This window comes from Dermacoccus sp. PAMC28757 (assembly GCF_014302635.1).
Taxonomy (GTDB): domain Bacteria; phylum Actinomycetota; class Actinomycetes; order Actinomycetales; family Dermatophilaceae; genus Dermacoccus; species Dermacoccus abyssi.
Genome location: NZ_CP060292.1, coordinates 419,466 through 445,270 on the forward strand (window position 1 = coordinate 419,466; position 25,805 = coordinate 445,270).

The following is a 25,805-nucleotide window of genomic DNA, read 5'->3' on the forward strand; positions in this document are numbered from 1 at the left end:
GAGCACGCACCTGGCACCGCGTCACCTCGCCGCCGCGTTCCCCCGAACGCACTGCGCCCCTCGTCCGAACCGGACGAGGGGCGCAGGTGGCGACGCTCAGCGAAGCGTGATCTGGCGCGAGACGATGCCGTTGCGTGCTCGGCGCTCCTCGGCGTCGAGCGGCGTCGAATCGAGCGAGGCGTAGGCCTCCTCGTAGGCGGCGGCGAGTTCGAGCATCGGCTTGCGCTGTTCCTCGGGCAGACGCGTGGTGACGACCTCCCACACCGGCGTCAGCACCCCGCAGGCACGGAAGGCGCCGAGGAGACGGCCGTCGTCGTCGTTGCTCGGCATGCGGCCCTTGCCCGACGCCGACAGGCGCGCGAGAGCGTCGGTGGCCTTGTTCTCCTCCTGCGGGAGCACCCAGCGCACGAAAGCGCGGTCGCCGATGAGCACCCAGTACGCCGAGTCGACGCCGGGCAGCTTGAAGGTGGGAGCGATGGAGTCGTTGGCGTCCTCCATCGAGATGGAGGCCTCTTCGCCGACCTCGTGGTCCTCGGGGATCCAGAAGTCGAACGTGTCGTGCACCGTGGGCTCGAGCGAGGTGCTCGTGAGGATGTCCTGCAGACGCGGGGTGGCGGCGCTGACGGGCGGCATCGCGGCGAGCGGCTGACCCGGCTCGAGCTGCGTGACGGCGATGAGTTGCGCGGCGACGTCACGGCTGGCGTCGCCGGAGCCGCCGCCGGTCTGCAGCGCGACCATCATCTCGCCACTCTCGCGACGCAGGCCGGGCCACGCCATCGGCAGGATGGTGGCGACGATTGCCTCGTGCTCGGTGCCGTCGACCTCGAAGGTGGCCTTCGCGGTGGCGGACGGCACGATCTCGCGCATGGCGACCCAGTCGGTCTCGTTCGCGAGGCCCTCGAAGGGGCGCGCGACGAACGGCGCCGGCTGCTGCGAGGGGTCTTTCGCGACCCGGTTTTCCTTGCCCTTACGGCGTGAAGCCTTACCCATGGGCACGATTCTAGGCGTGACGACGCAGGGGTGCTTGCCCCGCCGTCGCGCGAGGTATCAGCGGCTGATGGGTGGGCGTCGACCCGTGGTGTCCGGGGACGTTGTGTGGATCCGGGGGCGACATATCGCGGCCAGATCGAGAGAAGTGCCCCGGCCAGGAAGTCGGCCTGGCGGCGGAGGCGGGCGTCAGGCGCGGCGGCGGCTCGGGCCGCCGAGGCTGGCCCACACGGTGCGGCCGTTGCGCTCGTCGGTGACGCCCCACTCGTGCGCGAGGGAGCGGACGATGCGCAGCCCGCGGCCCGCGTTGACCCACTCGGCCTTGGGTTTGGGGACGGGAACGTCGTCGCTGCCGCCGTCGGTGACCTCGACCTCGACGCGGGGCGCGCGCACCTTCCAGTGCACGCGGATACTGCCGTCGGCGAGGGGCTTGGCGTGGCGGATCGCGTTCGTGACGAGTTCGCTGACGACCATCTCGCACTCGCTGATGATGTCGTCCTCGATGGTGCCGTCGGAGAGGTCGTCGACGATCGCGTGGCGAATCTTGGGCACCGACTCCAGGCTCCAGTCGAGGCGGACAGTTCGGACGCGTGCGTCACTCGACACGGTGACTCCTCTCCCTGGGGGTGTGCTCCGTGCACAGTTTCTCACGCGAGTGAAAAACCGACCGGTAGCGCCTGGAGCTCGCGGCCGCAGCCCAGTCGCTGCCGGGCTCGCTTCGTAGACGGTGACGTTCGGTGCGGTTGGTGACGTTGCACCGTCACCAACCGCAGGAAACGCAGCCGGCTGGAACGGGACGTCGGCCCCTTGTCGCCTCGCCGCCGTCCTCGCTAGCGTCGAAGTCGTGACGACGAATTCCCCTCTGCCCCGCGGTATCCAGCACATCGGCGTCACCGTGCCCGACCTCGAGGCGGCCACGCGCTTCTTCGTCGAGGGCCTCGGCGCCAAGGTGGCCTACGACGGCCTCTCCCCCGACGACGAACCCCGCCAGGGCGCCGAGGTGGAGCGTCAGCTCGGGCTGCCGCGCGGCGCGGCCATCCACCGTCAGCGCATGTTCGTCATCGGCGAGGGGCCGGGCCTTGAGGTGTTCGAGATCAGCGGCGAGCAGCGTCCGGCGGCCGGCCTGGCTGACTTCGGCCTCAACCACATCAGCTTCGACTGCGACGACATCGAAGGGTCGCTGCGCCGTCTCGTCGACGCGGGCGGCGAGGCGCTGAGCGAGGTGCACGGCAACAGCCGCTACGAGGATTCCGAAGGCAACGGCAGCGTCTACGTCAAGGCTCCGTGGGGCATGCTCATCGAACTGCAGACGATCCCCGGCGGCCACTACTACCCCGACGACTCCGAGGCCGAGGTCTGGATGCCGAAGCCCCGCGCCTGAGATCAGCGGACCGCGGACCCAAGGTTCCCCACTCGCGCGACATCCCGCGCTTGTGGGGAACTCTCACCCCTGTTGAGCCCCACGTGCGCGACATCTCGCGCGAGTGGGGCTCACCCGTAGAACGCCGCCCGGGCGGCGAGGACCTCTGCAGGCTTGTTGGTGATGATCGCGTCGACGCCGTTGCGCAGGCAGCGCAGGACGTCGTCGGGTTCGTCGACCGTCCACACGTGCACCTCGTGGCCGCGGCCGTGCTGCTCGGCGACGAGGCCCGGGTTGCGGCGCAGCATCCCGACGCTGATCGCCGCGATCGAGATGCCGCTCGGCAGCCGTCCGCCACGGATGCGCTGCGGCATGACGCCCTCCATGAGCCACGCGAGCGGCACCTCGGGCGCGAGCCGCGTCAGCCGCGTGACGGCCGGCAGCGAGAACGACATGACGCGCACGTTCGTGCGCTCCGGGTCGTGCGTGTCCAACCCGAAATCCGCCAAAACCCGCGCGAGTTCGGCCTCCACCTTCCCCGCGTGCCGCGACGGGTGCTTCGTCTCGATGGCGAGGTCGACGCGGCGCCCGGCGGCCAGCGTCGTCCGCAGCAGCTGACGCAGCGTGAGGATCTGCGACGCGTTGCGGTCGGCGAGCTCCAGGTCGTCGGCGCCGACGCGCGCCTTCCACGACCCCCAGTCGAGCTCCTCCAGCATCGCCAACTCGAGCGCGCTGATCGCCCCGGTGCCGTTCGACGTCCGCTTCGCCGTGCGGTCGTGGACGCAGACGAGGTGCCCGTCGGCGGTGAGCCGCACGTCGCACTCCAACGCGTCAGCGCCCACCTCGATGGCCCGTTCGTACGCCTCGAGGGTGTGCTCCGGCTCGTGGTGCGACGCCCCGCGATGCGCGACGACCTGCGGCGGGCGGCCCGTCAGCGTCGGGATGTCGAGCGGCTCCACGGGCGGGCGCACCGCACGGAACCCGTGCGCGACGACCTTCGTCGGCTTCGGCAACGCCGGGCGCTGGGGCTGAGCGGGCACGTCGATCATCCTTACCGCGAGGAGCGAACCGGGCGCGCCGCCCGCCGACTAGGGTGACGGCGACGGCACATGCCCACGATTTCACGAGGAGCCTCATGAGTACGCAGGAGATTCCCGAAGAACTTGCCGCGGCCGGCTTCACTCCAACGAGCACCTCCGAGGTGCTCGCGGCGCGCACCGGCTCGCTGGCCCGCATCATGCTCAACCGCCCCAAGGCGATCAACGCGCTCACCACCGACATGGTCGATGCCGTGCGTGAGTGCCTCGACGCGTGGCGCGACGACGACTCCGTCACCTCCGTGACGATCGAAGGCGCCGGCGAACGCGGCCTGTGCGCGGGCGGCGACGTGCGCGGCGTCCGCGAAGCGTTCCTCGAGGGCGAGCACGAGCGCACGTTCGGTTTCTTCGAGCACGAGTACCGTATGAACGCGGCCATCGCCGACTACCCGAAACTCATCGTGAGTTGCCAGGACGGCATCGTCATGGGCGGCGGCGTCGGCATCTCCGCCTACGCCGGTCTGCGCGTCGCGACGGAGCGCACGAAGGTTGCGATGCCGGAGACGATCATCGGCTTCTTCCCGGACGTAGGCGCTCTCTACCTCCTCTCGCGCGCACCCGGCGGCACAGGCGCCTACCTCGCGCTCACCGGCACCACCGTCGACGGGCACGACTCCTGTTACGTCGGGCTCTCGGACGCCGTCATCGACTCTGTCTCGTGGGCGACCGTCATCGAGCGCCTCGCCGACGGTGCCACCCGCGACGAGGCCGTCGCCGGCCTCACGACGAGCGCGGACTCCTCGCTGGAGAGCGATCGCGCGTGGATCGACGACGCCTTCGGATCCGGCGAGCAATTGCGCGCGCCGTCGGACGTCCTGGCCCGTCTTCGCGACTCGGACGAGACGGCGGCCGGCGAAGCTGCTGACCTGCTCGTTCAGCGTTCGCCCCTGTCCGTGGCGGCGACCCTCGAGGCTTTGCGTCGCGCCGCGTCGATGGATTCGGTTCACGAGGTGCTCGACCAGGACAAACGCCTCGCCCGCGGCCTCGTCGAACACGGCGACTTCGTCGAGGGCGTGCGCGCGCAGCTCGTCGACAAGGACCGCGCGCCGACGTGGTCTCAAAGCTCGTTCGACGAGATCACCGACGAGCAGGTCGCGCGTCTCTTCGACTGACGCTTCTCTGCTGTGACGAACGGCCCGGTCTGTGAGCAGCGCTGCTCACAGACCGGGCCGTTGCTCACAGATGAGGCGCCAGATCACGCAGGGCTCAGTGGAGCACCTTGAGGCCGATGACGCAGCCGATGATGCCGAGCAGCAGCACGATCTTGGCGATCGACACGGGCTCGTCGCCCGTCGCCATGGCGTAGGCCACGGTGAGCACGGCGCCGATGCCGACCCACACGGCGTACGCGGTGCCCACCGGCAACGACTTCATCGCCACCGCCAGGCCGAACATGCTCAGCGCGCATCCGATGACGAACACGACGCTCGGGCCGAGCTTCGAGAAGCCCTCCGACTTGCCGAGTGCTGTCGCCCAGACCGCTTCCATCGCACCGGAAACCACGAGAATCACCCATGCCATCGTTCATCACTCCCGATGGCCGTCTTGTCGCGTTCCGGGTACGGCTCCCTCGTCCGGGCCCCGACGATCGCGGGGTCACCTCCAGCCTCTCAAACCCCGTGACGGCGGGCCAACGCGGTGTGAGCTCCGGCCCGGTTCGTGAGGTGCGGCCCGACCTGTGAGCTGCGCCGGTCACAGACCGGGCCAGAGCTCACACCTCGACACAGGAGGACTCAGCGTCGCTTGCCGCCCGGCTTGGCCGTGACGACGACACGGACCATCCATCCGACGGCCGCGAGGCACCCGGCGTACGGCCCGGCGATCATGCCGATGACGAGGCACAGTGCGACGACATCCGGGCCATGCAGGAGGGCCGCGGTGAGGCCGAGCTCGAGATCGCCCATCGGCGTGCTGACGGCGTTGCCGAATTTCACCGGTGGCGGGTCGGTGCGGCGCGCCACGCCGGCCACGCTCGCGGCCGAGAGCAACACACCCCACGCGAGGGCGTCGGCAGCGCCGACCCCGGCTCCGGCGAGCGCCGCCGTCGCAACGATCCAGCCGACGACGAGCGGAGTGACGGCGAGCGCCGCCGTCACCGCCTGCGGGCGCGTGGGGACGAGGCGCCACAACGACGACGAGCCGAGCCACGTCGCGAGACCCTGCCCGGCCGCCGCGACCGCACCCCAGACGACGACGGCCGCCACGACCACGCTGGGACGATGCCCGAACTCAGGCGCGAAGATCGCCCCGAACGCCCAGACTCCGAGCATCCAGGAGGCCTTGGCGAGCAGCGTTCCTCCGCGCCGAAGAGCGGCCACGGCGTCCCGGGCGACGAAGTCGAGTACGGCCGAGCCGTGCCGGAACCGAACTACGCCGACGCTCGTGGCACGGCCCCGACGGCGGCCCGCCCGTCGGGCGTCGCGCACCGCGAAGGCGCTCGGGTCGAGCATGACCGCGCCCCTCATTGCGGTGTCCACGACGTCGCCCGCCGTACGCAAGCTCGGTGCGCTCACCCTGCGCAGCCATGTCGGCCACCGGAACAGCGACACAAGAATGACCGCAGCAGCAACGATCGCCGCCGCCCCGGCGACCCACGGCGCGAAGCCCGCGATGCCCCATGTCATCCCGGCACGGCGCCCGGACGTGATGACGAGCGCCACAGCTGCCGCCGTCAGCGCCGCGCCCGTTCGGACCACGCGCACAGATCCTCGCGCCTGCGTCCGGAGCGCCAGCTGGTGGAGGGCCACTCCGACGAGACCGCCCAGCGGAACGAGCGCGACGACCTTGTCTTCTGCGCCGCTCACGAGCGCCGTCGTCAGACCACCGAGCGCACCGAGGGCCGCGGCGAGCACGAGCGTCACGGCAAGGGCACGCCTGAGCAACGAAACCCTGTCGATCGGTGACGGCAGCAGCCACACGGCCGTCGCAGGCGGGGCGTGAGCGGGGCCGAACGTCAGGCAGGCCACGAGCAGGCCGGCACTCCACGCGAGGGCGACGGCGTACGGCAGCCACGACGCTCCTGCGGTGAGCGATCCGGCTGCCTCGTGGACCACTGCGAGCGCCATCGCGCAGATCATGGCGACGAGGAGGACCCCGCCGTACACGAGGGTCCACGTGGTCGTTCGGGTCTCCCGACTTCGGGCCCGGGCGTCGCGCAGGACGTCGGACTCAGCCATCGGTGTCTTCGACCACGCCTTCGATCGTGGGTTCACCCGCAGCCTCGACATCGAGAAGGCGCGCCCCGGCGAGATCGCACAGTGTGCGGTCGTGGCTCGCCATGAGGACGGCACGGCCCTCGTCGGCGCAGGCCCTCAGGTAGTGACCGAGCCACTCGCGACCGTCGACGTCGAGGCGCTGCTCGGGTTCGTCGAGGACAAGCAACCGCCACGGCCGTACGAGAGCCTGCGCGAGGCGCAGGCGTTGGGTCTGGCCGGAGCTCAACGTCGCCGGCATCCGATCGCCCAGATCGGCGAGGCCGAGAGCGTCGAGGGCGTCGACGATGACGTGCGCCTCTTCTCCGTGTGCTCGGGCGATGAGGGCCAGGTGTTCGGCGACCGTGAGGTCGGGGAACCAGGCCGTGTCGTCGAGGAGGGCGCACACGTCGCGCCGGGTGGCCGGCTCACGTTCGTCGAGCGAGGCACCGCCCCAACGGACCGAGCCGCCGTCACGCTCGTCGAGCCCGACGATGCACCGCAGCGTCGTCGTCTTGCCCGCACCGTTGGCGCCGACGAGTGCGAAGACCTCACCCTCGGCGAGGGTGAACGTCAGATCGTCGACGACGGTGACGCCACCGAACGCACGTCGCAACGACTCGACCTCAAGCACAGCCATTCCCTCCCTGACAGGTATGGGGCCAGCCTGTCACGGGGATGCCACCCGCATCCGCACCCAGGCTGTGGCCCGGCACAGATCAGGTCAACAACGGCCAGCAGGCGTCGCCACCAGAGCCATCCAGGGACGACCTACCCTGTCGATCCACGACTCGACGAACGAGCGTGAAACTACTCGTCTTCGGCCGAATGATCTCGGATGCGGCGCGTCACCTCGGGGAGCGGCGGATGTTCAGCTGAGCAGGAGCGGCGGGAGCACGTGCAACGGCACGAGGATGCCGAACGAGACGAGGGCAAACCAACCATGTGTGAACGTCGGGCCGCCGCTGCCACGACGATGGCGGCGACCAGGCCGATACCGGCGAGGGGCAGCGCAGCCATGAAGGCGACGAAGGCCAGCCAGCCGAGGCCGCCACCGTGGTCGCTGACCACGTCGTCCGGCAACCAGTCCAGCGCGGTGTAGAGACCGAAGATGCCGACAACCTGAGCGAGCACCCAGACGAGAAAGTAGCCGACTCCGCGGGCGAATCGTGTACCACCGTCAGGCCCCTGAGGTGGGGCGACAAAGCCGGGATGAGCCAACGGCCCAGCGCCCGGGTACGGCTGCGCTCCCGGGTACGGGTAAGGGTGCTGTCCGTACGCCTGCTGGTGGGGGTAGCGCGGATACTGCGGCGGTACTGATGGTTGGGCTCATACGCATTCATGGTGGGCTCCTCGGGGCATTGCCTCTGAGACGTTCGGCGTCGACGAACCGTTCCTCCGTCAGTGACGATCAATGCCCGCGCCGCTCCGCGTACGCCCGCGCGGCGTCCGTCCAGGCGAGATTCCGCGTTGTTAATCTCGGACGGTGTTTGTGACCCGCGCAGAACTCGAGACGATCCTCGGCACGTCGATCCCCGACGGTGTCGACGGCATCGACGCCGTCACCCACGACTCTCGCGCCGCGGGCCCCGGTGGAGCGTTCGTCGCCGTCCCCGGGTTCACCGTCGACGGCGTGACGTTCGTGCCGCAGGCCATGGCCAACGGTGTCTCACTCGTCGTCGCCGAGCGTGACGTCGACGGCGCACCCACCGCCGTCGTGCCCGACGCGCGCGCTGCCCTGGCCGCCCTCGCGACGGCGACGGCCGGCCACCCGAGCCACGACGTCGTCGTCTACGGCATCACGGGAACGAACGGCAAGACAACGAGCAGCTACGTCCTGCACGGCATCCTTTCCGCCGCGTACGGCGAGGAGCACACGGGCCTCCTGACGACGGCGGAGATCGTCGTCGGCACCCACCGCGAGCCTGCCGTGCGCACCACGGGCGAGGCGCCGCAGGTGCAGGGCAACCTCGCGCGCATGCGGGACGCAGGCGTGCAGCACGTCGTCCTCGAGACGAGTTCACACGGCATCCACCTCCAGCGCGTGGCCGGAACCCGCTACGCCGCAGCGCTGTTCACGAACCTCACGCGCGACCACATCGACCTGCACGGCACGATGGAGGACTACTTCCTCACCAAACGCCGCCTCTTCGAGTGGACCGAGGGCCCCAAGCTCACGAACGTGGACGACGCCTACGGCGCCCGCATCGTCACCGAGGTGCCCGGCACGCTCGGCTTCGGCGTGAGCGAGAAGGCCGACTACCGCATCAGCGACGCCCGCCCCAGCGAAGGCGGCACCGCCTTCACCCTGACGACGCCCGCCACGTTCCTCGACGGCCGCGAAGCGCCGGGACGCATCGAGCTGCAGATGCCGCTGCTCGGCGACTACAACGTGCACAACGTCGCCGGCGCCTCCGCGATCGCCCTCGAGATGGGCATGCCGCTCGACACGCTCGTCGACGCCGTGAAGAACATGGGCCAGGTTCCCGGCCGCTTCGAGCGCGTGGCCGCGGCCACCGACAAGGGCTTCGAGGTCGTCGTCGACTATGCCCACACCGAGGTTGGCCTCGAGCTCGTGCTCGACGTGGCGCGCGACGTCATCTCCCCCGAGGGCCGCGTCATCTGCGTCTACGGCGCAGCGGGGCGCCGCGACCCGGCCAAGCGCCCCAAGATGGGTGAGGTCGCGAGCCGCCTGGCCAACGTCAACATCATCACGAACGACGACACCTACGACGAGGATCCGCAGGCCATCGCGGACGAGGTCATGGCCGGCGCCGACGCGGCTGACACGACGGTCGTGCTCGACCGCCGCGAGGCGATCCGCCAGGCGCTGGCGCAGGCTCGCCCGGGCGACATCGTCGTCGTCGCGGGTAAGGGCCACGAGCGCGTCCAGCACCTGCCCGACGGCGACGTCGATTTCCACGACACGACCGTCGTCACGGAGCTGCTCGCCGAGAGCTGACATCCGAGAACGACCACGAAGGGCCGGTCCCGCGCAGGAGCGCGGGCCGGCCCTTCGTCGTCCTGTGCCCTGAAATATCGGGTTTCCATGAACGTGATGCACGAGACACCGCCTCGACTTGCACCCGATTCACTACAGGCGTAGTGTCGAAGACATCGAGGCACTACCAGATGTAGAAAGCAGATGTGGGAAAGCCTCCAGCGCCTGTCTCAACACCTCGCGCACACGACTTTCGAAGGAGAACATCATGGACAACCTCAACACCGTCTTCTGGATCCTCATGACGATCAGCGCCCTCGGCATCATCGCCTTCGTCGCCACCCTCGCCACCTGGGGCACGCAGTTCTTCGCCGCGAACCGCCCGGTGCGCAAGGAGCGCCGCGAGAGCATCCCGGCCTACTACGGTCGCCTCGCCACGAGCCACTGATCGTTCGCGATCATCGCGAGACCCCGTCACACCTTCGCGGTGTGACGGGGTCTCGCTCTGTCTGTAGACGGGGGCGTCAGTCGAGGAGCGACTCGCGCAGCTCAGGCGGCAAGAGGCGGCGCGCGCAGATCATCTTCTGCTCGACGGCCGACGTCACGGCCTGAGCCGCGAGGATCGACGTCGACACGACAACCTGCGCCGTCGCGGCCTGAACGGCCGAACCGCCACCGAGCATGACGCCGATGAAGGCGCCGGGCAACGTCACCATGCCGGCCGTCCGGGTCTGGTCGAGCACGGGGATGAGCGACTCGGGCAGGCGCCGTTCGATGACGAGCGCGATCGCGTCCTTGGGCAGCAGACCAATCGAGAGGCCCGCCTCGTACTGGTTCTTCTCCTCGCGCAGGCCGTCGAAGGCGCGACGCGAAACGAGCGTGTGCACGCTCATGACGTTGCCGATGACGATGCCCGCGGTGGGGATGATCGACTCGCCCTTGAGCGGCACGACGCCGGCCGCCGCGACGATGACGAGCACGGGAAGCAGCCCTGACGCCATGGCGATGGCCGCGGCCACGCGGGCGCGATGATCGGTGGCTCCGGAGCGTTTCGTCGTCGTGAGGACGGCGACGAGGAACATCGCGACAACCGCAGCGATGGACGCCCAGAGGTACTTCACGACGCCCGTGATGAGCAGCGCGGCTAGCGTCAACTGCACGGCGGCGCGGGCCACTGCGATAAGCGATGTGCGCGACAGGCGGACACCGGACATCCGGTAGCCGACCTGGATCATGAGGAGCAGGCACACGATCGCGACGACGACGTGCCAGCCGAAACCTGTTGTCACCCGTGCAGTCTGCCCGCGTTCGCCCCCGTCGGCCAGTGAGGCGAGACTGTGCAGACGCCCCATGGCCGGTTCGGCGGCTTGTGACGAACGCAGAGGAGACGCCCATGACGACGCTGCCCCACCCGGGCACCGGCGAGCCGTTCGCCTCCCCCGTGCCGCCGGGCACGGGATGGCCGGCCGACCCCGCTCGACCGCGCACCCGCGTCGCGCGCAGTTCGGACGACGTCGAGCGGCTCGCAGCGTCGTCGCGTTCCCTGGAGCAGCTGGACGCCCGGGTGACGGTGTGCCGCGCCTGCCCGCGGCTCGTCGCATGGCGCAAATCGGTGGCGCGCGACAAGCGGGCAGCGTTCGCGGGCGAGCCCTACTGGGGACGGCCGGTGGCGGCCTTCGGCAGCACCAACCCCCACGGCCTGATCGTCGGCCTGGCCCCGGCAGCCAACGGCGCCAACCGCACGGGCCGGATGTTCACCGGCGACCGCAGCGGCGAGTGGCTCTTCGCGAGCCTGCACCGGGTGGGCATCGCATCGCAGCCGGTGAGCAAACACGCCGGTGACGCACTGGAACTCGACGGCGTCCGCATCACCTCCCCGGTGCACTGCGCGCCGCCGGACAACGTACCGACGAGCGTGGAGAAGGCCACCTGTTCCACCTGGCTCGTGCGTGAGCTGCAGTTGCTCGAGCCGGGGTTGCGCACGGTCGTCACGCTCGGCGGTATCGCGTGGACGCAGACGCTCGGCGTCGCGCGGCGCCTCGGCTGGGAGGTGCCGCGCCCCGCCCCCCGCTTCGGCCACGGCGCCGAGGTGGAGCTACGCACGGCGAAGGGACGCCCGATCAAGCTGCTCGGGTGCTACCACGTGAGCCAGCGCAACACCCAGACCGGAGTGCTCACCGAGGACATGCTCGACGCGGTGCTCGCGCGGCTCCACGACCCGATTCTGTAGACGTTCGGCGTCATATGCGACGCGCAACGTCGACAGAATCCGCAGGAAACCTCCCAGCGGATCGCCACGTCGAAGGGCTGTGACTGGATATCGTGACGTCGTGACAAGCACAGCTGGCGAGACGTGGGGGATTTCCGGCCCGAACTTCCTCATCGGCTACGTCATTCTCACGTTCGCGGGCTACCTCATCGCCCGCTGGATCTTCGCGCCGCAGCAACGCGGGCCCAAGGACCTCGGCATCCCTCTCGACTCGTTGAGTTCACCCGAATGGGGCCTCATGCGACGGCCGGAGGCCGCAGTGAACGCTGCGATCGCCGACCTGCTCAGCGACGGCTGGTTGGTCGGCACGCCCGGACGGTGCGCGCCGGCCGGGCGCGGTGAACGCCCCCTTCGCACCCCGTTCCACGGGGCGGTCCTCACTGCGGTTGCGAATGCCGGTACCCACCAGCCGACGACGAAGCAGCTCCTCGCCGACCCGACGGTCGTGCGCGAGATGGCGACGATGCGCGGCCACCTCGAACGCCTCGGTGTTCTCACGACCCCTGCCCGCGAACGTCTTGCCTGGGGACTGCCCCTCGTCATGACGGCGGTGATCGCGCTCGGCGTCGCGCGGCTCGTCGCGGGCCTGAACAACGGCAAGCCGATCCTCTACCTCCTCGCCGCTCTGTTCTTCGCCGCTCTGTTCACCATGGCCGCCTACGGCGAACCACGGCACCTCACACGGGCGGGTCAGCGGTTGATCACCGAGAAGGCGAAGGCCAACCCCGACCTCGTCATCTCGAAGGCCACGCGCAAGGGCGGGTACGTCGGGGGCGCCGGGCGCGACATCGGCCTCTCGGTGGCCCTCTTCGGCACCTCCGCGCTCATCCTCGCCCACCCCGCCGCGGCGTCCGCGTTCGGTATCGAGCACACCACCTACGGCGCCATCCCCACCGCCGGCAGCAGCGGGTCGTCGTACACGAGTTCGTCCTGCAGCAGCGGAGGCTGTCGCAGTGGATGCGGCGGCTGACACCCTGCAGGCCGATTCTGTAGACGTTCGGCGTCACATACGCCGCGCGATGTCTACAGAATCCGACGGAGTTGATCGCCACCCGGCGTCAGCAGCACGGTTGGATCCTCTCCTACGCCGGGCTCGTCGCGTGGTTCGCCCTCGGCACGGTGCGCCTCGTCGTCTGGCTCGGGCGCGGCAGGCCCGTCGGCTATCTCGTTGCGGAACTGATCGCCTTCGCCGTTGCCCTCGCCCTGAATTTCACCTTCCGGCGCGACCGCATGACGAAGGTCGGCACCGAGGCGCCGGCACCGCGCGACCTCGGGCTTGCCGTCGGACTCTTCGGCACGGCTGCCCTCTTCGTCGCGGCTCCGGCCTTCGCGGAAACGATCGCCCTCCCGAAACAGGTGTACGGCTCCGTGGCGAGCGACGGCTCCGGCGGCGGCGACTCGGGAGGCTCGGGATCGTCGTGCGGTGGCGGCTGCGGAGGTGGTTGTGGTGGATGATGGCGCCATCAGACCTGGGGAGGGACGTGATGATCACACCTGAGCACATCGCGATGCTGAACGGCCGCATCGCCGCCGTTCAGGCTGGCACCGCAGACCTGCTCGAACGCGGCGCCCTGCGCAGCGACGGCCACACCGTCTCCGCGGGGGCCACCGTTCCCGGCATGACGGACCTGCAGCGAGCCATCCACCGCGCCGTCCACAACGGCGCGCCGCGTGTCGAACAGGACCCCGACGTCGTCGCCCAGCTCGACCTCCTCCAGCGTGACTGTGTGCGCCGGGGCCTCCTGCACCCGCCGAAGCGGCAGCAGGGTGGCCAGCGCGTCACCGAGGGGCTGGCCGTGGGCGCCTTCCTCTTCATCGTGTTGTCCGTGCTGCAGGTACCCGGAGTCGTCATCTTCCTCGTGCTCCTTGCTGTCGGCGCCGGAACCGTCTTCGTCATCCGCCGCCAACCGGCCAAACGTGAGCGCCGCACGAAGCAGGGCATCGCCGCCCTTCAGCAGGCGCGTGCGGAAACCAGCGAGACGGCGCCACTCGGTTCGCGGGTGGCCGCGTTCGGCACCCGCCCGCTCCTGCTTGCCTTCCCCGCAGCGGCCGTCCTCGGCTGGCCGCTCGTCGACTTCGACGACCCGATGATGCAGGCCCAGCGCTGGGCCGGCGGGAACGGCAGCGGCGGCTACTCATGCTCGTCGTCGTCCGACAGCAACGACACCGATGACGCGTGGTGCAGCGGCGGCTACACCTGCGGTTCGGGCGGTTCGTGCAACTCCGGGTCGTGCAGTTCCAGCAGCTGTGGCGGCGGTTCCTCCTGCGGCGGCGGGTGCTCGTCATGACGACGACGCCGTCCACCACGCGCCTGCCCATGCCCTCCGGCGTCGGCATCGGCTGGCGTCAGGAGATCGCGCCCCTGCTCGCGGGGATGCCGGACCTGCGCTGGATCGAGGTCGTCGCCGAGGGCGTCATGCACGGTATGCCACCGGCCCTGCGTCGGCTGCGTGACGACGGTGTCACCGTCATCCCGCACGGCGTGCGCCTCGGCCTCGGCGACGCCGAAGGACTCGACGAGCACCGCATCGCCCACTTCGCCGATGCCGCCCGCATCACAGGGGCGCCGCTCGTCAGCGAGCACATCGCGTTCGTGCGCTCCGGAGGCGTCGAGGCCGGACACCTCCTGCCGCTGCCGCGCACGCGGGAGGCGGCCGACGTCATGGTCGCCAACGTCAAGCGCGTGCAGGCCGAGCTCGACGTCCCGATCGCCCTCGAACCCATCGCGGCCGTCTTCACGTGGCCCGAGGACGAGCTGACCGAGGCGCAGTTCGTCACCGAGATCGTCGAACGCACCGATGCGATGCTGCTGCTCGACATCGCCAACGTCTACGCGAACGCGCGCAACCACGGCTGGGGCGCCCTCGAGCAGGCCCGGGCCATGCCGCTGGAGCGCCTCGCGTACATGCACGTCGCCGGCGGCGTGGAGAACGAGGGCATCTACCACGACACCCACGCCCACCGCGTCGAGCCGGAGGTGCTCGCCCTCATCGCAGAGCTGTCGACGCACACGCAGTTGCCCGCCGCGATGCTCGAACGCGACGGCAACTACCCGCCTGCGAGCGAACTGCTCGGCGAGCTCGACGCCATCGCCGACGCCGCCCGCATGCCGCGCGTCAGCACCCAGGTGTCGGTCGGTGTCTGAGCCGGACGTCAACGCCTCGCTCGCCGCCCGTCAGCGGCAGGTGCTCGACGCCGTCACCGGAACGGCCGCCATCCCCGACGGCTTCGCGGCGTTCAACGTCGACGTCGCACGCCGCGCACTGCTCGACAAGCGGGCGCGCGAACTGCACTACGCGTGGCCGATCCTCGCCGCGTCACTCGGCGAGCACCTGCGACCGCTCTTCGCCGAGTTCGCCGAGCACCGCCCGACCCGCGGCATGCGCAACGACGGGTACGCGTTCGCCACATGGCTCGAAGCGCGCGGCGACCTCCCCCTGGCCGGCGCTCTCGAACTCGCCGAGGCACGCCTCTGGTGGGTCTGGTCCGATGACGACACCCCACCTCAGCGGCGGACGTCACGGATCGCGAGCGCCCGCTTCCCCGGCGGCCGTCTCGTGCGCACGGGCAACCGCGTTCACACGATCGGCCGACCGCGCACGTCCTAGCCGCGCGTGCTCATGTGCTCCCACGGCTTCGACAGGTCGAAGCGGCGCCCGCTGATCTCCGAGACGGCAATACGCACGATCGTGTGCTTCTGCGTGGGCACCCACGGGCGCAGCGGAAGCTGTTCGGCGCGTGCCTTGTCCTGGCCCCCGAGCACCTCGGCCTTGCCGTGGACGACGACGCTGCACGCCTCGGCGTCGCGCCTGCCGTCCGGCGCAGCCACGAGGTCGTCGACCTCGAACGCGACGGCGTCGTTCATCGTCACGCCGAGCAGCTTGCTGCCCTCTGCGGTGCGGAAGTAGACGGCCTCGTGGTCGGAGACGTAGTTGATCGGCACGATCTGCACGTCGCCCACGAGCGTGTAGGCAAGGCGGCCGAACTCGTGGCGGCCGAGAAACTCCCAGCACTCCTTCTCGTCGAGCGGGTGGACGACGTCACGCGGTTCCGCGAACTCGGGCATGGCTCCTCCTGGTGCTACGGCGGGGGCTGGTGCGCCCCGCACCTCCAGCCTGCCCTGCCTGCGGGCGCGGTGGGGACCTTCGGCCCCAGGCCCTTCGTCCCTTCCCTGGGCTACTCTCGAAAGGTCAGCCGCGAGGAGGTGCCCACGTGAACGCAGCCATCGGCCTGATGATCGCCTCGGTCGTCGTCATGGCGCTCATCGTCGTCTTCATCGTGCGCGTCAACAATCAGGTGCAGCGCCAGCAGCGCGAGCGCTACTTCGGCGACATCAGCCACGTGCGCATCCCCGACGACACGAGTGAACTCACCGACCGTCGTCAGCGTCCGAAGCCGCCCTACCGCCCGCTCTGACGCGCGCGAACCCGCGTGGCGTAGAGCAGGAGCATCGCGACGACGCAGCCGACGGCGGTCTCGGCGGCACGATCGAACAGCAGCGGTCCGACGGCCACCTCGTGCCCCAACTGCCCCATGAGCAGGGCGAGTGGCGTGACGAAGATCAACGCGATGCCGTAGTTACGACCCACGAACAATTCCGCCGCGGCTTGGAGCACGGTGAGTGCGAGCACCGCCACGACGCCCCGGGGGTACAGCGGCAGGATGAGCGCGGCGAGGCCCACACCGGCGAAGGTGCCGATGAGGCGGTGCAGCCCACGCGTGAGGCGGGCGCGACGCGTGGCTCCCGTCAGCCCCGCGACGACGGCCACCACGGCCCAGTACGCGTGCGTGCTGCCGTAGAGCGAACCGACGACTGCGCCGACGAGGCCCGCGACGAGGGCTCCCCCGGCGAACAACATGGCCCGCCGACGGTTCGCCTCAACGCTCAGAACCTGCGCGAGATCGAAGCGCGGGAGGACGACCTTCTTCGCACCGTCAGCGCCGCCGCGCGACGATTCGACACGCACCCGGCCCACCTGACTGACGACGACGGAGAACGCCGCCGCGAGCGCCGCCACGGCGAAGGCGACCGGCACGTTGCGCGGGTCGTGCGGCAACGACGTCACGGCCGTGAAGGCGAAGACCGGGAACAGCGGGCCGGGCGGGTGCCAACGCATCCCGTCGGAGAGCAGGGAGGTCGCGCCGGCCACGAGCGTGCCGCCGAGGATGACGGCGAGTTCGCGTTGGGGCATGAGCGAAAGGGCGGTGCCTGCGGTGACGAGCACGGTCAGGACGCTGCCGACGACGATCTGTTCCCCCGCGCGCCGGGCGTGCTGCTGCCCTCGCGCGTACAACGAGGTGAAGGCTCCGAAGGCGGCGAACATCGTCCACTGCGGACGGTCGAGGACGACGAGCACGAGCAGCGGGACGAAGACGGAGACGGCCGCGCGAACCGCGACACGGTGCGCTCCGGCGTGGGGCCCGACGGTGAAGAAATCGGTGAGAAAACCGGAGTTCGAACGCTGGGAGGCCACCGCTCGACGGTACGCCGCACATGAGCCGCACACCTCATCGCGAGCACCCTCGCGGCCCGTGATGTTGCTCATCCTGACGGCGTCGACGCGCGAATGTTCCTCGCGCAGTTGGGCGTTCGACCTGGGCGCCCCGGCGGGGGCTATCCACGCGACAGGCGATCGGTACCACACCGCGAAGGTGGATTCGGGCAATCCGGCGGGCTAATCTCGTGAGCAAGTAGTGGTGGCCGCATCCGAGAAACCTCCCTGACCGCAACACGCCACCCGAGGAGTTTGAACATGTTCGCACTCGCCATCGTGCTGCTCATCGCAGCCGCTGCCCTCGTCCTGTGGGTCATCTTCGGACTCAACGACGCAGGCAACAACAAGATCCACTTCGACGGCTTCGGCATCACCGCCGACCTCAGCCCCCTCACCCTGTTCCTGCTCGGCGCCCTCGCGCTGCTGCTCGTGTGGGCCGCCACGCGCCTCATCGCCGCCGGCACGAAGCGCGGCATGCGCAAGCGTCGCGAGCGCAAGACGCTGGAGAAGGAGCACAAGCTTCACGAGAAGGACCGTCTCGCCGCCGAGCGCGACCGCGACGCCCTGCGTGACGAGCGTGACGCCGAAGCCCACCAGCGTGAGACCGCCGAGGCCCGCCAGCGCGTCGCCGAGCGTGACGTCGCCCGCTCCGAGGACGACCACCGCACGGACGCCAACTACGTGCGCGGCACCGAGCCGCAGCGCGGCGCGCACAGTGACGTGCGAGACGCTGACGTGCGTGACGCCGGCACGGACGGTCGCCACTACCGCGACTGATCCACAGCGTCACTCATGACGAAGGGGTGCCCCACCGATTCGGTGGGGCACCCCTTCGTCATGGGCGAGGGTCAGCTCTTCGCGGGCTCTCCCTTCGACTCCTTCTTCGGCGCCGGCTTCGAGTTGGCGGCGTCGACGAACGCGTGACGCGGCGACTCGAGATCCATGAGCGCGCTGGCGTCGCGGCCGAACATGAGACCGACGGCCCAGTTACCGAGGATGCGCGCCTTGCGCTCGAACGTCGGCATCGCGTACGCGTGGTAACCGCGGTGCATCATCCACGCCGGCAGACCGCGCAGACCGAACTTGCCGACCTGGGCCACACCCTTACCGACACCGAGACCGGCGACCGAGCCGATCGTCTTGTGCTTGTACTGCTTGAGCTCGCCGCCCCCGCGGATGACGGTGAGGATGTTGCTCGCGAGCACCGGCGCGTGACGCAGCGCGTGCTGAGCGTTCGGCACGCAGAAGCCGCCGGGGCCCATGCCCGTGACGTCGGGAACGGCCGCGTTGTCGCCCGCGCCCCAAGCGCCCTCGACGACGTTGCCGTCGTCGTCACGCACGCGCAGGTCGGTGCCGACCGTGAGGCGGCCACGGTCGTCGATCGGCAGGTCGGAGTCGACGAGCACCGGGTTCGCCTTGACGCCCGCGTTCCACACGATGGTGTCGGCGTCGAACTCCTCGCCGGTCGACAACACGATGTGCTTGTTCTCGCAGCTCTTGAGCTGCGTGTCGAGGTAGACGTCGACGCCGCGCTCGCGCAGGGAGGCGACGACCCACTTCGCCTGCTCCTCGCTGACCTCGGGCATGACGCGGCTCATGGCCTCGACGAGCACGAAGCGCGGGTCTTCGGGCGACAGGCGCGTGTAGTGCTTGATGGCGTCCTTCACCATGTCCTGGATCTCGGCGATCGCCTCGATGCCGGCGAACCCGCCGCCGACGAAGACGAACGTCAGCGCACGCTTGCGCTCCTCGGGGTCGGTGAGGACGGCAGCCTCGTCGAGGCGCGCGAGGACGTGGTCACGCAGCGTGACGGCTTCCTCGATCGTCTTGAAACCGATGCCCTCCTCGGCGAGGCCGGGGATCGGCAGGGCGCGCGGCACGGAGCCGGCGGCCATGACGATGTGGTCGTACTCGAGCGTGAAGTCGTCACCGAGCTCGGGGTCGACGTTGACCGTGCGGTTCGCGTGGTCGATCGACGTCACCTTGCCGGTGATGATGTCGGCACCCTTGAGGTGACGGCGCAGCGGAACGAGCGCGTGACGCGCCTCGATGGAACCGGCCGCGACCTCGGGGAGGAAGGGCTGGTAGGTCATGTAGGGGTTCGGGTCGACGACCGTCACCGAACCTTCACCCTGGTTCAGCCCCGCGAGGAGCTTCTTCGCCGTGATGAAGCCGAGGTATCCGCCGCCGACGATGAGGATGCGGGGGCGAACGTTCGTGTTCTGCGAGAAAGGCATGCCTTCACTCTAGAACCGTTCGAGGCACCGGTCGAAATGCAGAGGGCAAGCGACCAACTGTCGGTGATGACGCTCGCCCGCGTGTGGTTCCGGCCTCGTCAGTTCAGCTGTCCGAACGGGTCTCAGAGCTCGAGGACGAGTTCCTTGCCCTTGCAGCGGCTGACGCAGATCATCATGACGTCGCCCTCCTCGCGCTCGTCGTCCTCGAGGACGGAGTCGCGGTGGTCGATCTCGCCGGAGACGACGCCCGTCTCGCAGGTGCCGCAGATGCCCTCGAGGCACGAGCCGAGCACCGAGATGCCGTTCTCACGCACGACCTCGAAGATCGACTTGTCGGCCGGCACCGTGAGGCGCATGTCGGACTCCTCGAGGACGATCTCGAACTCGGAGTTGTCCGAGTCGTCGATCTCCTTGGGCGTGAAGCGCTCGACGTGGGCGACGAGCGTCGCGCGCGTGCGGCACTGGTTTTCGACCGCTTCGAGCAGACGCTCGGGGCCACACGAGTAGACGAGTGCAGCACCCTCGGCCTCGATCTGGTCGAACATGCCCTGCAGGTCGAAGGCACCCTTCGGGTCCTTGGCCCAGAGCGTCACCTTGTCGCCGTGCTGGGCGAGCTCGTCACGGAAGGCCATCGTCGCCTCGCTGCGGCCGAGGTAGTACAGGTGCCAGTTCTTCCCGGCGGCCTCGACCTCGCGGATCATCGGCATGATCGGCGTGATGCCGATGCCCCCGGCGACGAAGACGTACTTGGGTGCCTTGCGCAGTTCGAAGTGGTTGCGCGGGCCGTAGCTGACGAGTTCGTCGCCGGCCTTGAGCGTGTCGTGGACGTAGGAGGAGCCGCCGCGCGACTCGACCTCGCGCAGCACCGCGACGCGGTAGCAGGAGCGGTCGGCCACGTCACCGCAGAGGGAGTACTGGCGGATCGTCTCGGCGAACGGGTCATGCTCGGGCATCGCGCCGGCTTCGGCGGCCTGCATCTGGGCCGCGTCGACGCCGCCCAGGACGAGGTCGAGGTGCGAGCCGGGCGTCCACGGCGGCAGGTCGCTGCCGTCCTTGGACCGCAGGGTGAGGAGACGGACGCCGTCGGCAGCTTCGTCGATGGTGTCGACGACGAGCAGGGTCGACGATTCCGGCTGGGTCGATTCCGAGATCATGCGCTTCTCCTTCGGCGGTGCTGACACTCCGCGGCCCTTTCGTTCGGGTGCGAACGAGTCACCAGTGTACGCACCACATCATGCATCTGTGACCTACGTCTCAATCGTTGCCCCGAAGTCTTTCGGGGCCGAACGAAACGTCCTAGCGTAGGGACATGACTCAGCGCGTCCTCATCGTCCAACACGACCACTGCTCCCCTCCCGGCGCCGTCGCGGAGCGTTTCCGCGAGCGCGGCTACGAGGAGACGCTCTTCCAGATCGTGCCGGAAGCCGATTTCGAGAACCCGGGCGTCGAGGTGGAGTTCCCCGACGTTCGCGGGTTCGACGCGATCGTCGTCATGGGCTCGTACTGGTCGGCGTGGGACGACGACCTCATCGGCTCGTGGCTGCGCCCCGAGATGGAGATGCTGCGCGGGGCTGACGAAGCCGGCGTGCCGGTGCTCGGCATCTGCTTCGGCGGGCAGCTGCTGGCGCGCACGCACGGCGGCTCGGTGGCGCGTGCCCCGGAGCCGGAGATCGGCTTCGTCGAGGTGACGAGCGAACGTGAGGAGCTGGCTCCGGGCGGACGCTGGTTCGCGTGGCACTACGACCGCTGGCAGCTGCCGCCGCAGGGCGTCGAGTTCGCGCGCAACGCGATGGCGTCACAGGGATTCATCCTCCGCAAGAACCTCGCCGTCCAGTTCCACCCGGAGCTGTCGTCGGACATGCTGACCGGCTGGTGCGACAACGGTGGCCGCGAGATGCTCGCCGGCATGGGCCGCAGCGCCGACGACCTCATCGCGCAGGCGCGCGACTGGGACGAGCGCGGTCGCGAGCGCGCCCACGCCGTCGTCGACGGATTTCTCGACAACGTGGCGTCACAGGAGGCCCGTGCTTCGTGAATGCCGTGATGGGATTGATGGGATGAACCGATGAGCGTTCAGATTGCCGTGAGCCTGCCCAGCACTGCGGTTGCCTTCCTCAACCACAGCGTGGCTGCAGGGGAAGCGCCGAGTCGAGCCGCGCTCATCACGATCGCGCTCGAGCGAGAGTTGCGCCATCGTCTGGCCATGCGCGACACGGAAATCCTGAGCCAGGTCGGGCCCGCGGACGAACTGGACGACCTCGTGCTCTGGGGCGGTCGCTCCTTCGACGATCTCGACTGAGCCGCGGCCGCCCACTCACGGGGTCAGGGCTGGCCGGGCTTGAGGGCCACCCACAGCCCCTCGGCTTCGGCACACAGGCGTTCGCCCGCCCACAGCGAGCCGCGGATGAATTGCTTGCGCCCCTCGATGCGATCGACGGTGGCCGTCACCGTCAGCGTCTCGTCGACCGGCGCGACGGAGCGGAAGTTCACGGTGAGGTACGCCGTGCGACTGGGGTCGAGCTCGGCTTCCAGAGCGAGCGCTCCGAGGACGTCGTCGAAGAGCAGGCAGATCGCGCCGCCGTGGACGACGGAGTTCTCCCCGACGTGGAACGTGCCGAAGCGGACGCTGCCGGAGAACGAGTCGCCGACGTAGGTGCCGTCGACGACGGACGGCACGAGGGTCTGCGCGCGGCCGACGGTGTCGACTCGACCCCAGACTCGCTCGGGTTCGGGGGCTCCGGCGCCGCGCAGAATGGTGTTCACCTCGCGCAGGTGTTCCGTGATTTCGGCGGCCTGAGCGGCGTCGAGGCGAGAGGCGGCCACGAGGTCGAGCAGCTCGCGTATTTGCGTCGCCACCGAATCGTGGGCATCGATCGTCTCGGGCGGCACCGTGTTCTCACGCAGGGCGTGCAGGGCGGCGATGGCGTCGCGCTCGGTCATGGGTTCTCCTCTGAGTTCGGCATCGCCGGGGCGGGCGCCGGCCTGTGCGCATGATGCCCCGAGCAGGGCGAGTACGTCGAGGGTGCCTGGTGACGAGGGAAAGGTTCAGGCGAGGTCGTCGGCGTACTGACGCGCGCAGAAGTCACGCAGATCCTCCGCGAGCGCGGCCAGCTCGCCCGCTGCGTGATGATCGGGCGACCATGCGGCCCGCAGCGACTGTGTGAGCACCTGGCCGTCGACGTCGAGCACCCGCCGCGGTACGAGGCCGAAGCGCGGGTCGTTCGTCAGCACCGCGATGCCGCGGCCGGACGCGGCGATTGCCTGGGCCGCCTCCGGGGAGTCGACCTCCTGCAGGTGTGCCGGCGCGAGCCCCGCGTCCTCGAAGGCGCGCGAAAGAACCTTCCGCACCGGGTAGCGACCGGGCAGGACGACGAGGGGGTCGGCGGTCGCGAGGGTCGCGAGCGAGAGGGTGCGCGGCGCTTCGTGGCTCTGCGCCTCGTCGTCCGCCGAGGGTCGTGAACCGACGTAGGCGCGCACCGGTAGCTCGGCGATGATCATCGACGCGAGGCCGCTCGGGGCGGGCGCCGGGGCGACGACGAAGTCCGCGCCCTCGTCGAGCGCGGCGAAGACGTCGTCGCTCGGGCGTGCGACGACGTTCGGCGTCGGCGAGGCGCCGTCGTCAGCGGGTCGCGAGGCGAGGAACGGTGCGATCACGTCGCTCAGGGTTGTCGGCGGAGCGGCGAACGTCAGCGAGACGAGACGTCCGGCCGCGAGCGAGGTCGCGGTGCGTTTGATGAAGGCCTCGCGCTCGAGGAGATCCCGGGCGAGGGCGAGCAGTTCCGCACCCGCGGCGGTGAGGCGGACGCCACCCTCGGAGCGGGCGAAGAGCGTCACGCCGAGTTCGTGTTCGAGACCGCGGATCTGCCTCGACACCGCCGGCTGGCTGACGTGGACGGCGGCCGAACCGCCCGTCACGGTGCCGGCGTCGGCCACGGCAACGAAATAGCGCAGCGCCCGTAGCTCCACTGGCCCCTCCTCGCGCCGCCGGTCGACTCTTCGTCGAGCCATAACAGAAAGGCATGACAGGCAGCCGAAACAAGTATTGGACAGCCTAGCCGCGATCGCCCAACCTGAGTGACGCACACCACTCCCCACCTTCGGAGGTATCGATGTCGTCCGACGAGATCGTCACGAACCCGGCCCCGCTGCCGGGCATGTCCGCGGCGGCCATGGGCCCGCTGCGCGGATACCTCGACGAGGCGATGGGCTTCATCACCGAGTGGATGAACGAGTACGGCCCCTCCACGCCACACCCGACGCAGGAGGTGGACGCCGACGCGTTCCACGGCGCCTTCGAGGAACTGACGACGCGCCTGCGCGCGAACTACCCGTTCTTCCACCCGCGCTACGTCGGGCAGATGCTCAAGCCACCGCACCCGGCGGCCGTCGTCGGCTACCTCACGACGATGCTCATCAACCCGAACAACCACGACCTCGACGCGGGCGCCGCGACGACGCGTATGGAGCAGGAGTGCGTCGACGCCATCGCGCACATGTTCGGCTGCCGCGCGCATCGTCAGTCGATGGAGGGCAAGAACGGTTCGTCAGCGAGCTTCGGTGTGCCGCATGACGACTCGGAGCACGAGAGCGGCATGTGCCACCTCGGGCACCTCACGACGTCGGGCACCGTGGCCAACCTCGAGGCGCTGTTCGTCGCACGCGAGACGCATCCGCGCAACGCCATCGCGCACAGCGCCGACGCGCACTACACGCACGGGCGCATGAGTCACCTGCTCAACGTGCCGTCGGTCGCCGTACCCACCGACTCGCGTGGACGCATGGATCTCGTGGCGCTGGAACGCCTCATCTCGGCGGGCGGCATCGGCACCGTCGTCCTGACGGCCGGAACGACGGGCTTGGGGGCCGTCGATCCGATCGACAAGGCGATTCCGCTGTGCCGCAAGTACGGCGTGCGCGTGCACGTCGACGCGGCGTACGGCGGTTTCTTCCGCCTGCTCGCCGAGGAGGGCGACGACCTTCTCGCGCCGGACGTGGCCGCCGCCTTCCGGGCGATCGACGAGGCCGACTCCGTCGTGATCGACCCGCACAAGCACGGCCTGCAGCCGTACGGCTGCGGCGCGGTGCTGTTCCGCGACCCGAACGTGGCCAACTTCTACGACCACACCTCGCCGTACACGTACTTCACGAGCGGTGACGACCTGCACATGGGCGAGATCTCGCTCGAGTGCTCGCGTTCGGGCGCGTCCGCGGCGGCGCTGTGGATGACGCTCCAGCTGCTTCCGCTCACGCGGGAGGGCATGGGCGAGATCGTCGCGCCGGGACGTCGCGCCGCGCTGGCGTGGGCCGAGAAGCTGCGCAACTCGGAGGTGTTCGACCTCTACCAGGAGCCCGACCTCGACATCGTCAGCTACTTCCCGAAGGGCGACTCTCTCGCCGATGTCGACCGCCGTTCGGGCGCGATCCTCACGAACGGCATGAAGGCGCCGCGTGACGAGTCGCTCTTCGTCGCGACCTACCAGGTGAAGCCCGACGACATGACGAACCGTGGCCACGACGTTCCCGGCGAGGCTCGCGAGGCGGGCGCGCGCATCCTGCGCAGCGTGACGATGAAGCCGGAGACCGAGCCCCTCATCGACGACATCCACGCCGCCGTCGAGAAGCTCGCCCGCGCCGTCGACGCCTGACCCGATGTTGAGCGGCGTGCGCGGCACCGGTGCCGCGTTTCCCAGGCAACATCGCGCCACGCCGTAGGGTGGAGGCATGGCACTCAACACGGCCTTTGCGGTCCTGCCCGGTCTGACGATCGACACGCTGCCCAGCGGCATTCTCGACCCGACGACGGACTACGTCACGGGCGAGGAGGCCATCTCCAACGCGCTGCCGGCGGGGTACGTCGGCGCGTTCACGGCGCGTACGGATGACGACGAGGACGCGGTCGTCCTCGTCGGCTACGAGCTCATGGTGCAGCCCGACCTCATCCCCGACATCGCGGACGAGGCCGTCACCGCGGTTTTCGCGGGCAACTCGAAGACGTGGCTGCTCATCGTCGACGGCGACGAGCAGAGCCGCATGCTGACGCTCGACGCGTCGGGCGTCACGGCGGAGGACGGCGAGCCCGTCGAGGGCGAACCGACCGCCATCATCGACGGCGACCCCGAGAAGACCCTCAAGCAGGCCGTCGTCGACCTCACCGGCATCGACCTCGACGCCGTCGTCGCCGACAAGGGCGTCCTCGTCATCGTCGAGGACTGAGGATTCACCGATAGG

Annotated in this window: 30 protein-coding genes and 1 riboswitch; of the genes, 16 read left to right on the forward strand and 14 right to left on the reverse strand. The window is 69.6% G+C overall.

All coding sequences use genetic code 11. The features are described from left to right. Positions 1-96: 96 nt before the first annotated feature. Positions 97-990 (reverse strand): DUF5926 family protein, encoded by an 894-nt coding sequence (locus H7F30_RS01995; protein ID WP_187036368.1) that lies wholly within the window; start codon positions 988-990, stop codon positions 97-99. Positions 991-1,176: 186 nt separating this feature from the next. Further along, entirely contained in the window at positions 1,177-1,593 is a 417-nt protein-coding gene (locus tag H7F30_RS02000; protein ID WP_047310719.1) for an ATP-binding protein, read from the reverse strand. Positions 1,594-1,831: 238 nt separating this feature from the next. Between H7F30_RS02000 and H7F30_RS02005 the strand changes: the two genes are divergently transcribed. Continuing rightward, positions 1,832-2,368, forward strand: coding sequence for a VOC family protein (locus H7F30_RS02005; RefSeq protein ID WP_187036370.1), 537 nt, complete (start codon positions 1,832-1,834; stop codon positions 2,366-2,368). A gap of 110 nt (positions 2,369-2,478) precedes the next feature. On the opposite strand, the gene H7F30_RS02010 is transcribed toward H7F30_RS02005, so the two are convergent. After that, positions 2,479-3,387 carry a glycerophosphodiester phosphodiesterase family protein gene (locus H7F30_RS02010; RefSeq protein WP_255464924.1) on the reverse strand — a complete coding sequence of 303 codons (909 nt, stop codon included), beginning with the start codon at positions 3,385-3,387 and terminating at the stop codon, positions 2,479-2,481. Positions 3,388-3,482: 95 nt separating this feature from the next. Here H7F30_RS02010 and H7F30_RS02015 point away from each other — a divergent pair, with 95 nt between their 5' ends. After that, positions 3,483-4,556: a 3-hydroxyisobutyryl-CoA hydrolase gene (locus H7F30_RS02015; RefSeq protein WP_187036374.1), complete on the forward strand. Its 1,074-nt coding sequence runs from the start codon at positions 3,483-3,485 to the stop codon at positions 4,554-4,556. Positions 4,557-4,650: 94 nt separating this feature from the next. Here the strand turns inward: H7F30_RS02015 and H7F30_RS02020 are convergent, their stop codons facing one another. The 4 genes from H7F30_RS02020 to H7F30_RS02035 all read right to left on the reverse strand — a co-directional run bounded on the left by H7F30_RS02020 (position 4,651) and on the right by H7F30_RS02035 (position 7,769). Further along, positions 4,651-4,965: a multidrug efflux SMR transporter gene (locus tag H7F30_RS02020; protein ID WP_187036376.1), complete on the reverse strand. Its 315-nt coding sequence runs from the start codon at positions 4,963-4,965 to the stop codon at positions 4,651-4,653. A gap of 14 nt (positions 4,966-4,979) precedes the next feature. After that, a riboswitch (guanidine-III (ykkC-III) riboswitch) is annotated at positions 4,980-5,045 on the reverse strand. A 132-nt stretch (positions 5,046-5,177) separates the two neighbouring features. Beyond that, positions 5,178-6,620 carry a DUF6297 family protein gene (locus H7F30_RS02025; RefSeq protein WP_187036378.1) on the reverse strand — a complete coding sequence of 481 codons (1,443 nt, stop codon included), beginning with the start codon at positions 6,618-6,620 and terminating at the stop codon, positions 5,178-5,180. Further along, positions 6,613-7,275, reverse strand: coding sequence for an ABC transporter ATP-binding protein (locus tag H7F30_RS02030; RefSeq protein WP_187036380.1), 663 nt, complete (start codon positions 7,273-7,275; stop codon positions 6,613-6,615). Before H7F30_RS02030 ends, H7F30_RS02025 begins: the two co-directional genes overlap by 8 nt. Before the next feature lie 170 nt (positions 7,276-7,445). Beyond that, positions 7,446-7,769, reverse strand: a complete 324-nt coding sequence (locus H7F30_RS02035; protein WP_187036382.1) for a hypothetical protein — start codon at positions 7,767-7,769, stop codon at positions 7,446-7,448. A 352-nt stretch (positions 7,770-8,121) separates the two neighbouring features. Here H7F30_RS02035 and H7F30_RS02040 point away from each other — a divergent pair, with 352 nt between their 5' ends. Beyond that, the gene (locus H7F30_RS02040; protein ID WP_187036384.1) at positions 8,122-9,597 is read left to right on the forward strand and encodes a UDP-N-acetylmuramoyl-L-alanyl-D-glutamate--2,6-diaminopimelate ligase; all 1,476 of its coding nucleotides are present in this window, start codon (positions 8,122-8,124) and stop codon (positions 9,595-9,597) included. A 247-nt stretch (positions 9,598-9,844) separates the two neighbouring features. Continuing rightward, the gene (locus H7F30_RS02045) at positions 9,845-10,024 is read left to right on the forward strand and encodes a hypothetical protein (RefSeq protein ID WP_047310723.1); all 180 of its coding nucleotides are present in this window, start codon (positions 9,845-9,847) and stop codon (positions 10,022-10,024) included. Between the two features lie 76 nt (positions 10,025-10,100). Here the strand turns inward: H7F30_RS02045 and H7F30_RS02050 are convergent, their stop codons facing one another. Beyond that, positions 10,101-10,865, reverse strand: coding sequence for an ABC transporter permease (locus H7F30_RS02050; RefSeq protein WP_052946911.1), 765 nt, complete (start codon positions 10,863-10,865; stop codon positions 10,101-10,103). Between the two features lie 104 nt (positions 10,866-10,969). On the opposite strand from H7F30_RS02050, the gene H7F30_RS02055 reads away from it, so the two are divergent. From H7F30_RS02055 to H7F30_RS02080, 6 genes are all read left to right on the forward strand, one after another. Beyond that, positions 10,970-11,806 (forward strand): uracil-DNA glycosylase, encoded by an 837-nt coding sequence (locus tag H7F30_RS02055; protein WP_187036387.1) that lies wholly within the window; start codon positions 10,970-10,972, stop codon positions 11,804-11,806. 100 nt (positions 11,807-11,906) lie between these two features. Next, positions 11,907-12,815 carry a TIGR04222 domain-containing membrane protein gene (locus tag H7F30_RS02060; protein WP_187036389.1) on the forward strand — a complete coding sequence of 303 codons (909 nt, stop codon included), beginning with the start codon at positions 11,907-11,909 and terminating at the stop codon, positions 12,813-12,815. A 71-nt stretch (positions 12,816-12,886) separates the two neighbouring features. Continuing rightward, a complete protein-coding gene (locus tag H7F30_RS02065) occupies positions 12,887-13,300 on the forward strand; it encodes a hypothetical protein (RefSeq protein WP_187036391.1) in 414 nt (137 codons plus the stop codon). Between the two features lie 29 nt (positions 13,301-13,329). Continuing rightward, positions 13,330-14,133 carry a hypothetical protein gene (locus H7F30_RS02070; RefSeq protein WP_187036393.1) on the forward strand — a complete coding sequence of 268 codons (804 nt, stop codon included), beginning with the start codon at positions 13,330-13,332 and terminating at the stop codon, positions 14,131-14,133. Continuing rightward, positions 14,076-14,990: a DUF692 domain-containing protein gene (locus H7F30_RS02075; RefSeq protein ID WP_255464925.1), complete on the forward strand. Its 915-nt coding sequence runs from the start codon at positions 14,076-14,078 to the stop codon at positions 14,988-14,990. Before H7F30_RS02070 ends, H7F30_RS02075 begins: the two co-directional genes overlap by 58 nt. Further along, positions 14,983-15,453 carry a hypothetical protein gene (locus H7F30_RS02080; RefSeq protein ID WP_052946823.1) on the forward strand — a complete coding sequence of 157 codons (471 nt, stop codon included), beginning with the start codon at positions 14,983-14,985 and terminating at the stop codon, positions 15,451-15,453. Before H7F30_RS02075 ends, H7F30_RS02080 begins: the two co-directional genes overlap by 8 nt. Here H7F30_RS02080 and H7F30_RS02085 read toward each other — a convergent pair. Then, positions 15,450-15,911, reverse strand: coding sequence for a pyridoxamine 5'-phosphate oxidase family protein (locus H7F30_RS02085; RefSeq protein ID WP_187036394.1), 462 nt, complete (start codon positions 15,909-15,911; stop codon positions 15,450-15,452). The two genes, H7F30_RS02080 and H7F30_RS02085, sit on opposite strands and share 4 nt — an antisense overlap. Positions 15,912-16,057: 146 nt before the next feature. On the opposite strand from H7F30_RS02085, the gene H7F30_RS02090 reads away from it, so the two are divergent. Next, positions 16,058-16,261 carry a hypothetical protein gene (locus tag H7F30_RS02090; RefSeq protein WP_047310729.1) on the forward strand — a complete coding sequence of 68 codons (204 nt, stop codon included), beginning with the start codon at positions 16,058-16,060 and terminating at the stop codon, positions 16,259-16,261. Here H7F30_RS02090 and H7F30_RS02095 read toward each other — a convergent pair. Beyond that, positions 16,246-17,319, reverse strand: coding sequence for an FUSC family protein (locus tag H7F30_RS02095; RefSeq protein WP_255464926.1), 1,074 nt, complete (start codon positions 17,317-17,319; stop codon positions 16,246-16,248). The genes H7F30_RS02090 and H7F30_RS02095 overlap by 16 nt on opposite strands. Before the next feature lie 279 nt (positions 17,320-17,598). Here H7F30_RS02095 and H7F30_RS02100 point away from each other — a divergent pair, with 279 nt between their 5' ends. After that, on the forward strand, positions 17,599-18,117 hold the full coding sequence (locus H7F30_RS02100) for a hypothetical protein (RefSeq protein ID WP_047310731.1): 519 nt from the start codon (positions 17,599-17,601) through the stop codon (positions 18,115-18,117). A gap of 71 nt (positions 18,118-18,188) precedes the next feature. Here H7F30_RS02100 and H7F30_RS02105 read toward each other — a convergent pair whose 3' ends face one another. Beyond that, the gene (locus H7F30_RS02105; RefSeq protein WP_187036398.1) at positions 18,189-19,577 is read right to left on the reverse strand and encodes an NAD(P)/FAD-dependent oxidoreductase; all 1,389 of its coding nucleotides are present in this window, start codon (positions 19,575-19,577) and stop codon (positions 18,189-18,191) included. Between the two features lie 122 nt (positions 19,578-19,699). Then, the gene (locus H7F30_RS02110; RefSeq protein ID WP_187036400.1) at positions 19,700-20,731 is read right to left on the reverse strand and encodes a PDR/VanB family oxidoreductase; all 1,032 of its coding nucleotides are present in this window, start codon (positions 20,729-20,731) and stop codon (positions 19,700-19,702) included. 155 nt (positions 20,732-20,886) lie between these two features. Between H7F30_RS02110 and H7F30_RS02115 the strand changes: the two genes are divergently transcribed. Both H7F30_RS02115 and H7F30_RS02120 read left to right on the forward strand, forming a co-directional pair. Then, positions 20,887-21,612, forward strand: a complete 726-nt coding sequence (locus tag H7F30_RS02115; protein ID WP_187036402.1) for a type 1 glutamine amidotransferase — start codon at positions 20,887-20,889, stop codon at positions 21,610-21,612. A 30-nt stretch (positions 21,613-21,642) separates the two neighbouring features. Further along, a complete protein-coding gene (locus H7F30_RS02120; protein WP_187036404.1) occupies positions 21,643-21,876 on the forward strand; it encodes a hypothetical protein in 234 nt (77 codons plus the stop codon). 23 nt (positions 21,877-21,899) lie between these two features. On the opposite strand, the gene H7F30_RS02125 is transcribed toward H7F30_RS02120, so the two are convergent. Both H7F30_RS02125 and H7F30_RS02130 read right to left on the reverse strand, forming a co-directional pair. Next, positions 21,900-22,517 (reverse strand): PaaI family thioesterase, encoded by a 618-nt coding sequence (locus H7F30_RS02125; RefSeq protein ID WP_129666102.1) that lies wholly within the window; start codon positions 22,515-22,517, stop codon positions 21,900-21,902. 105 nt (positions 22,518-22,622) lie between these two features. After that, complete coding sequence (locus tag H7F30_RS02130; protein WP_255464927.1) at positions 22,623-23,543, reverse strand: LysR family transcriptional regulator; 921 nt, start codon at positions 23,541-23,543, stop codon at positions 22,623-22,625. Between the two features lie 143 nt (positions 23,544-23,686). Here H7F30_RS02130 and H7F30_RS02135 point away from each other — a divergent pair, with 143 nt between their 5' ends. Together H7F30_RS02135 and H7F30_RS02140 are read left to right on the forward strand one after the other, a co-directional pair. Next, entirely contained in the window at positions 23,687-25,222 is a 1,536-nt protein-coding gene (locus tag H7F30_RS02135; RefSeq protein WP_222617832.1) for a pyridoxal-dependent decarboxylase, read from the forward strand. Positions 25,223-25,298: 76 nt separating this feature from the next. After that, the gene (locus H7F30_RS02140; RefSeq protein WP_187036408.1) at positions 25,299-25,790 is read left to right on the forward strand and encodes a hypothetical protein; all 492 of its coding nucleotides are present in this window, start codon (positions 25,299-25,301) and stop codon (positions 25,788-25,790) included. Positions 25,791-25,805 lie beyond the last annotated feature (15 nt).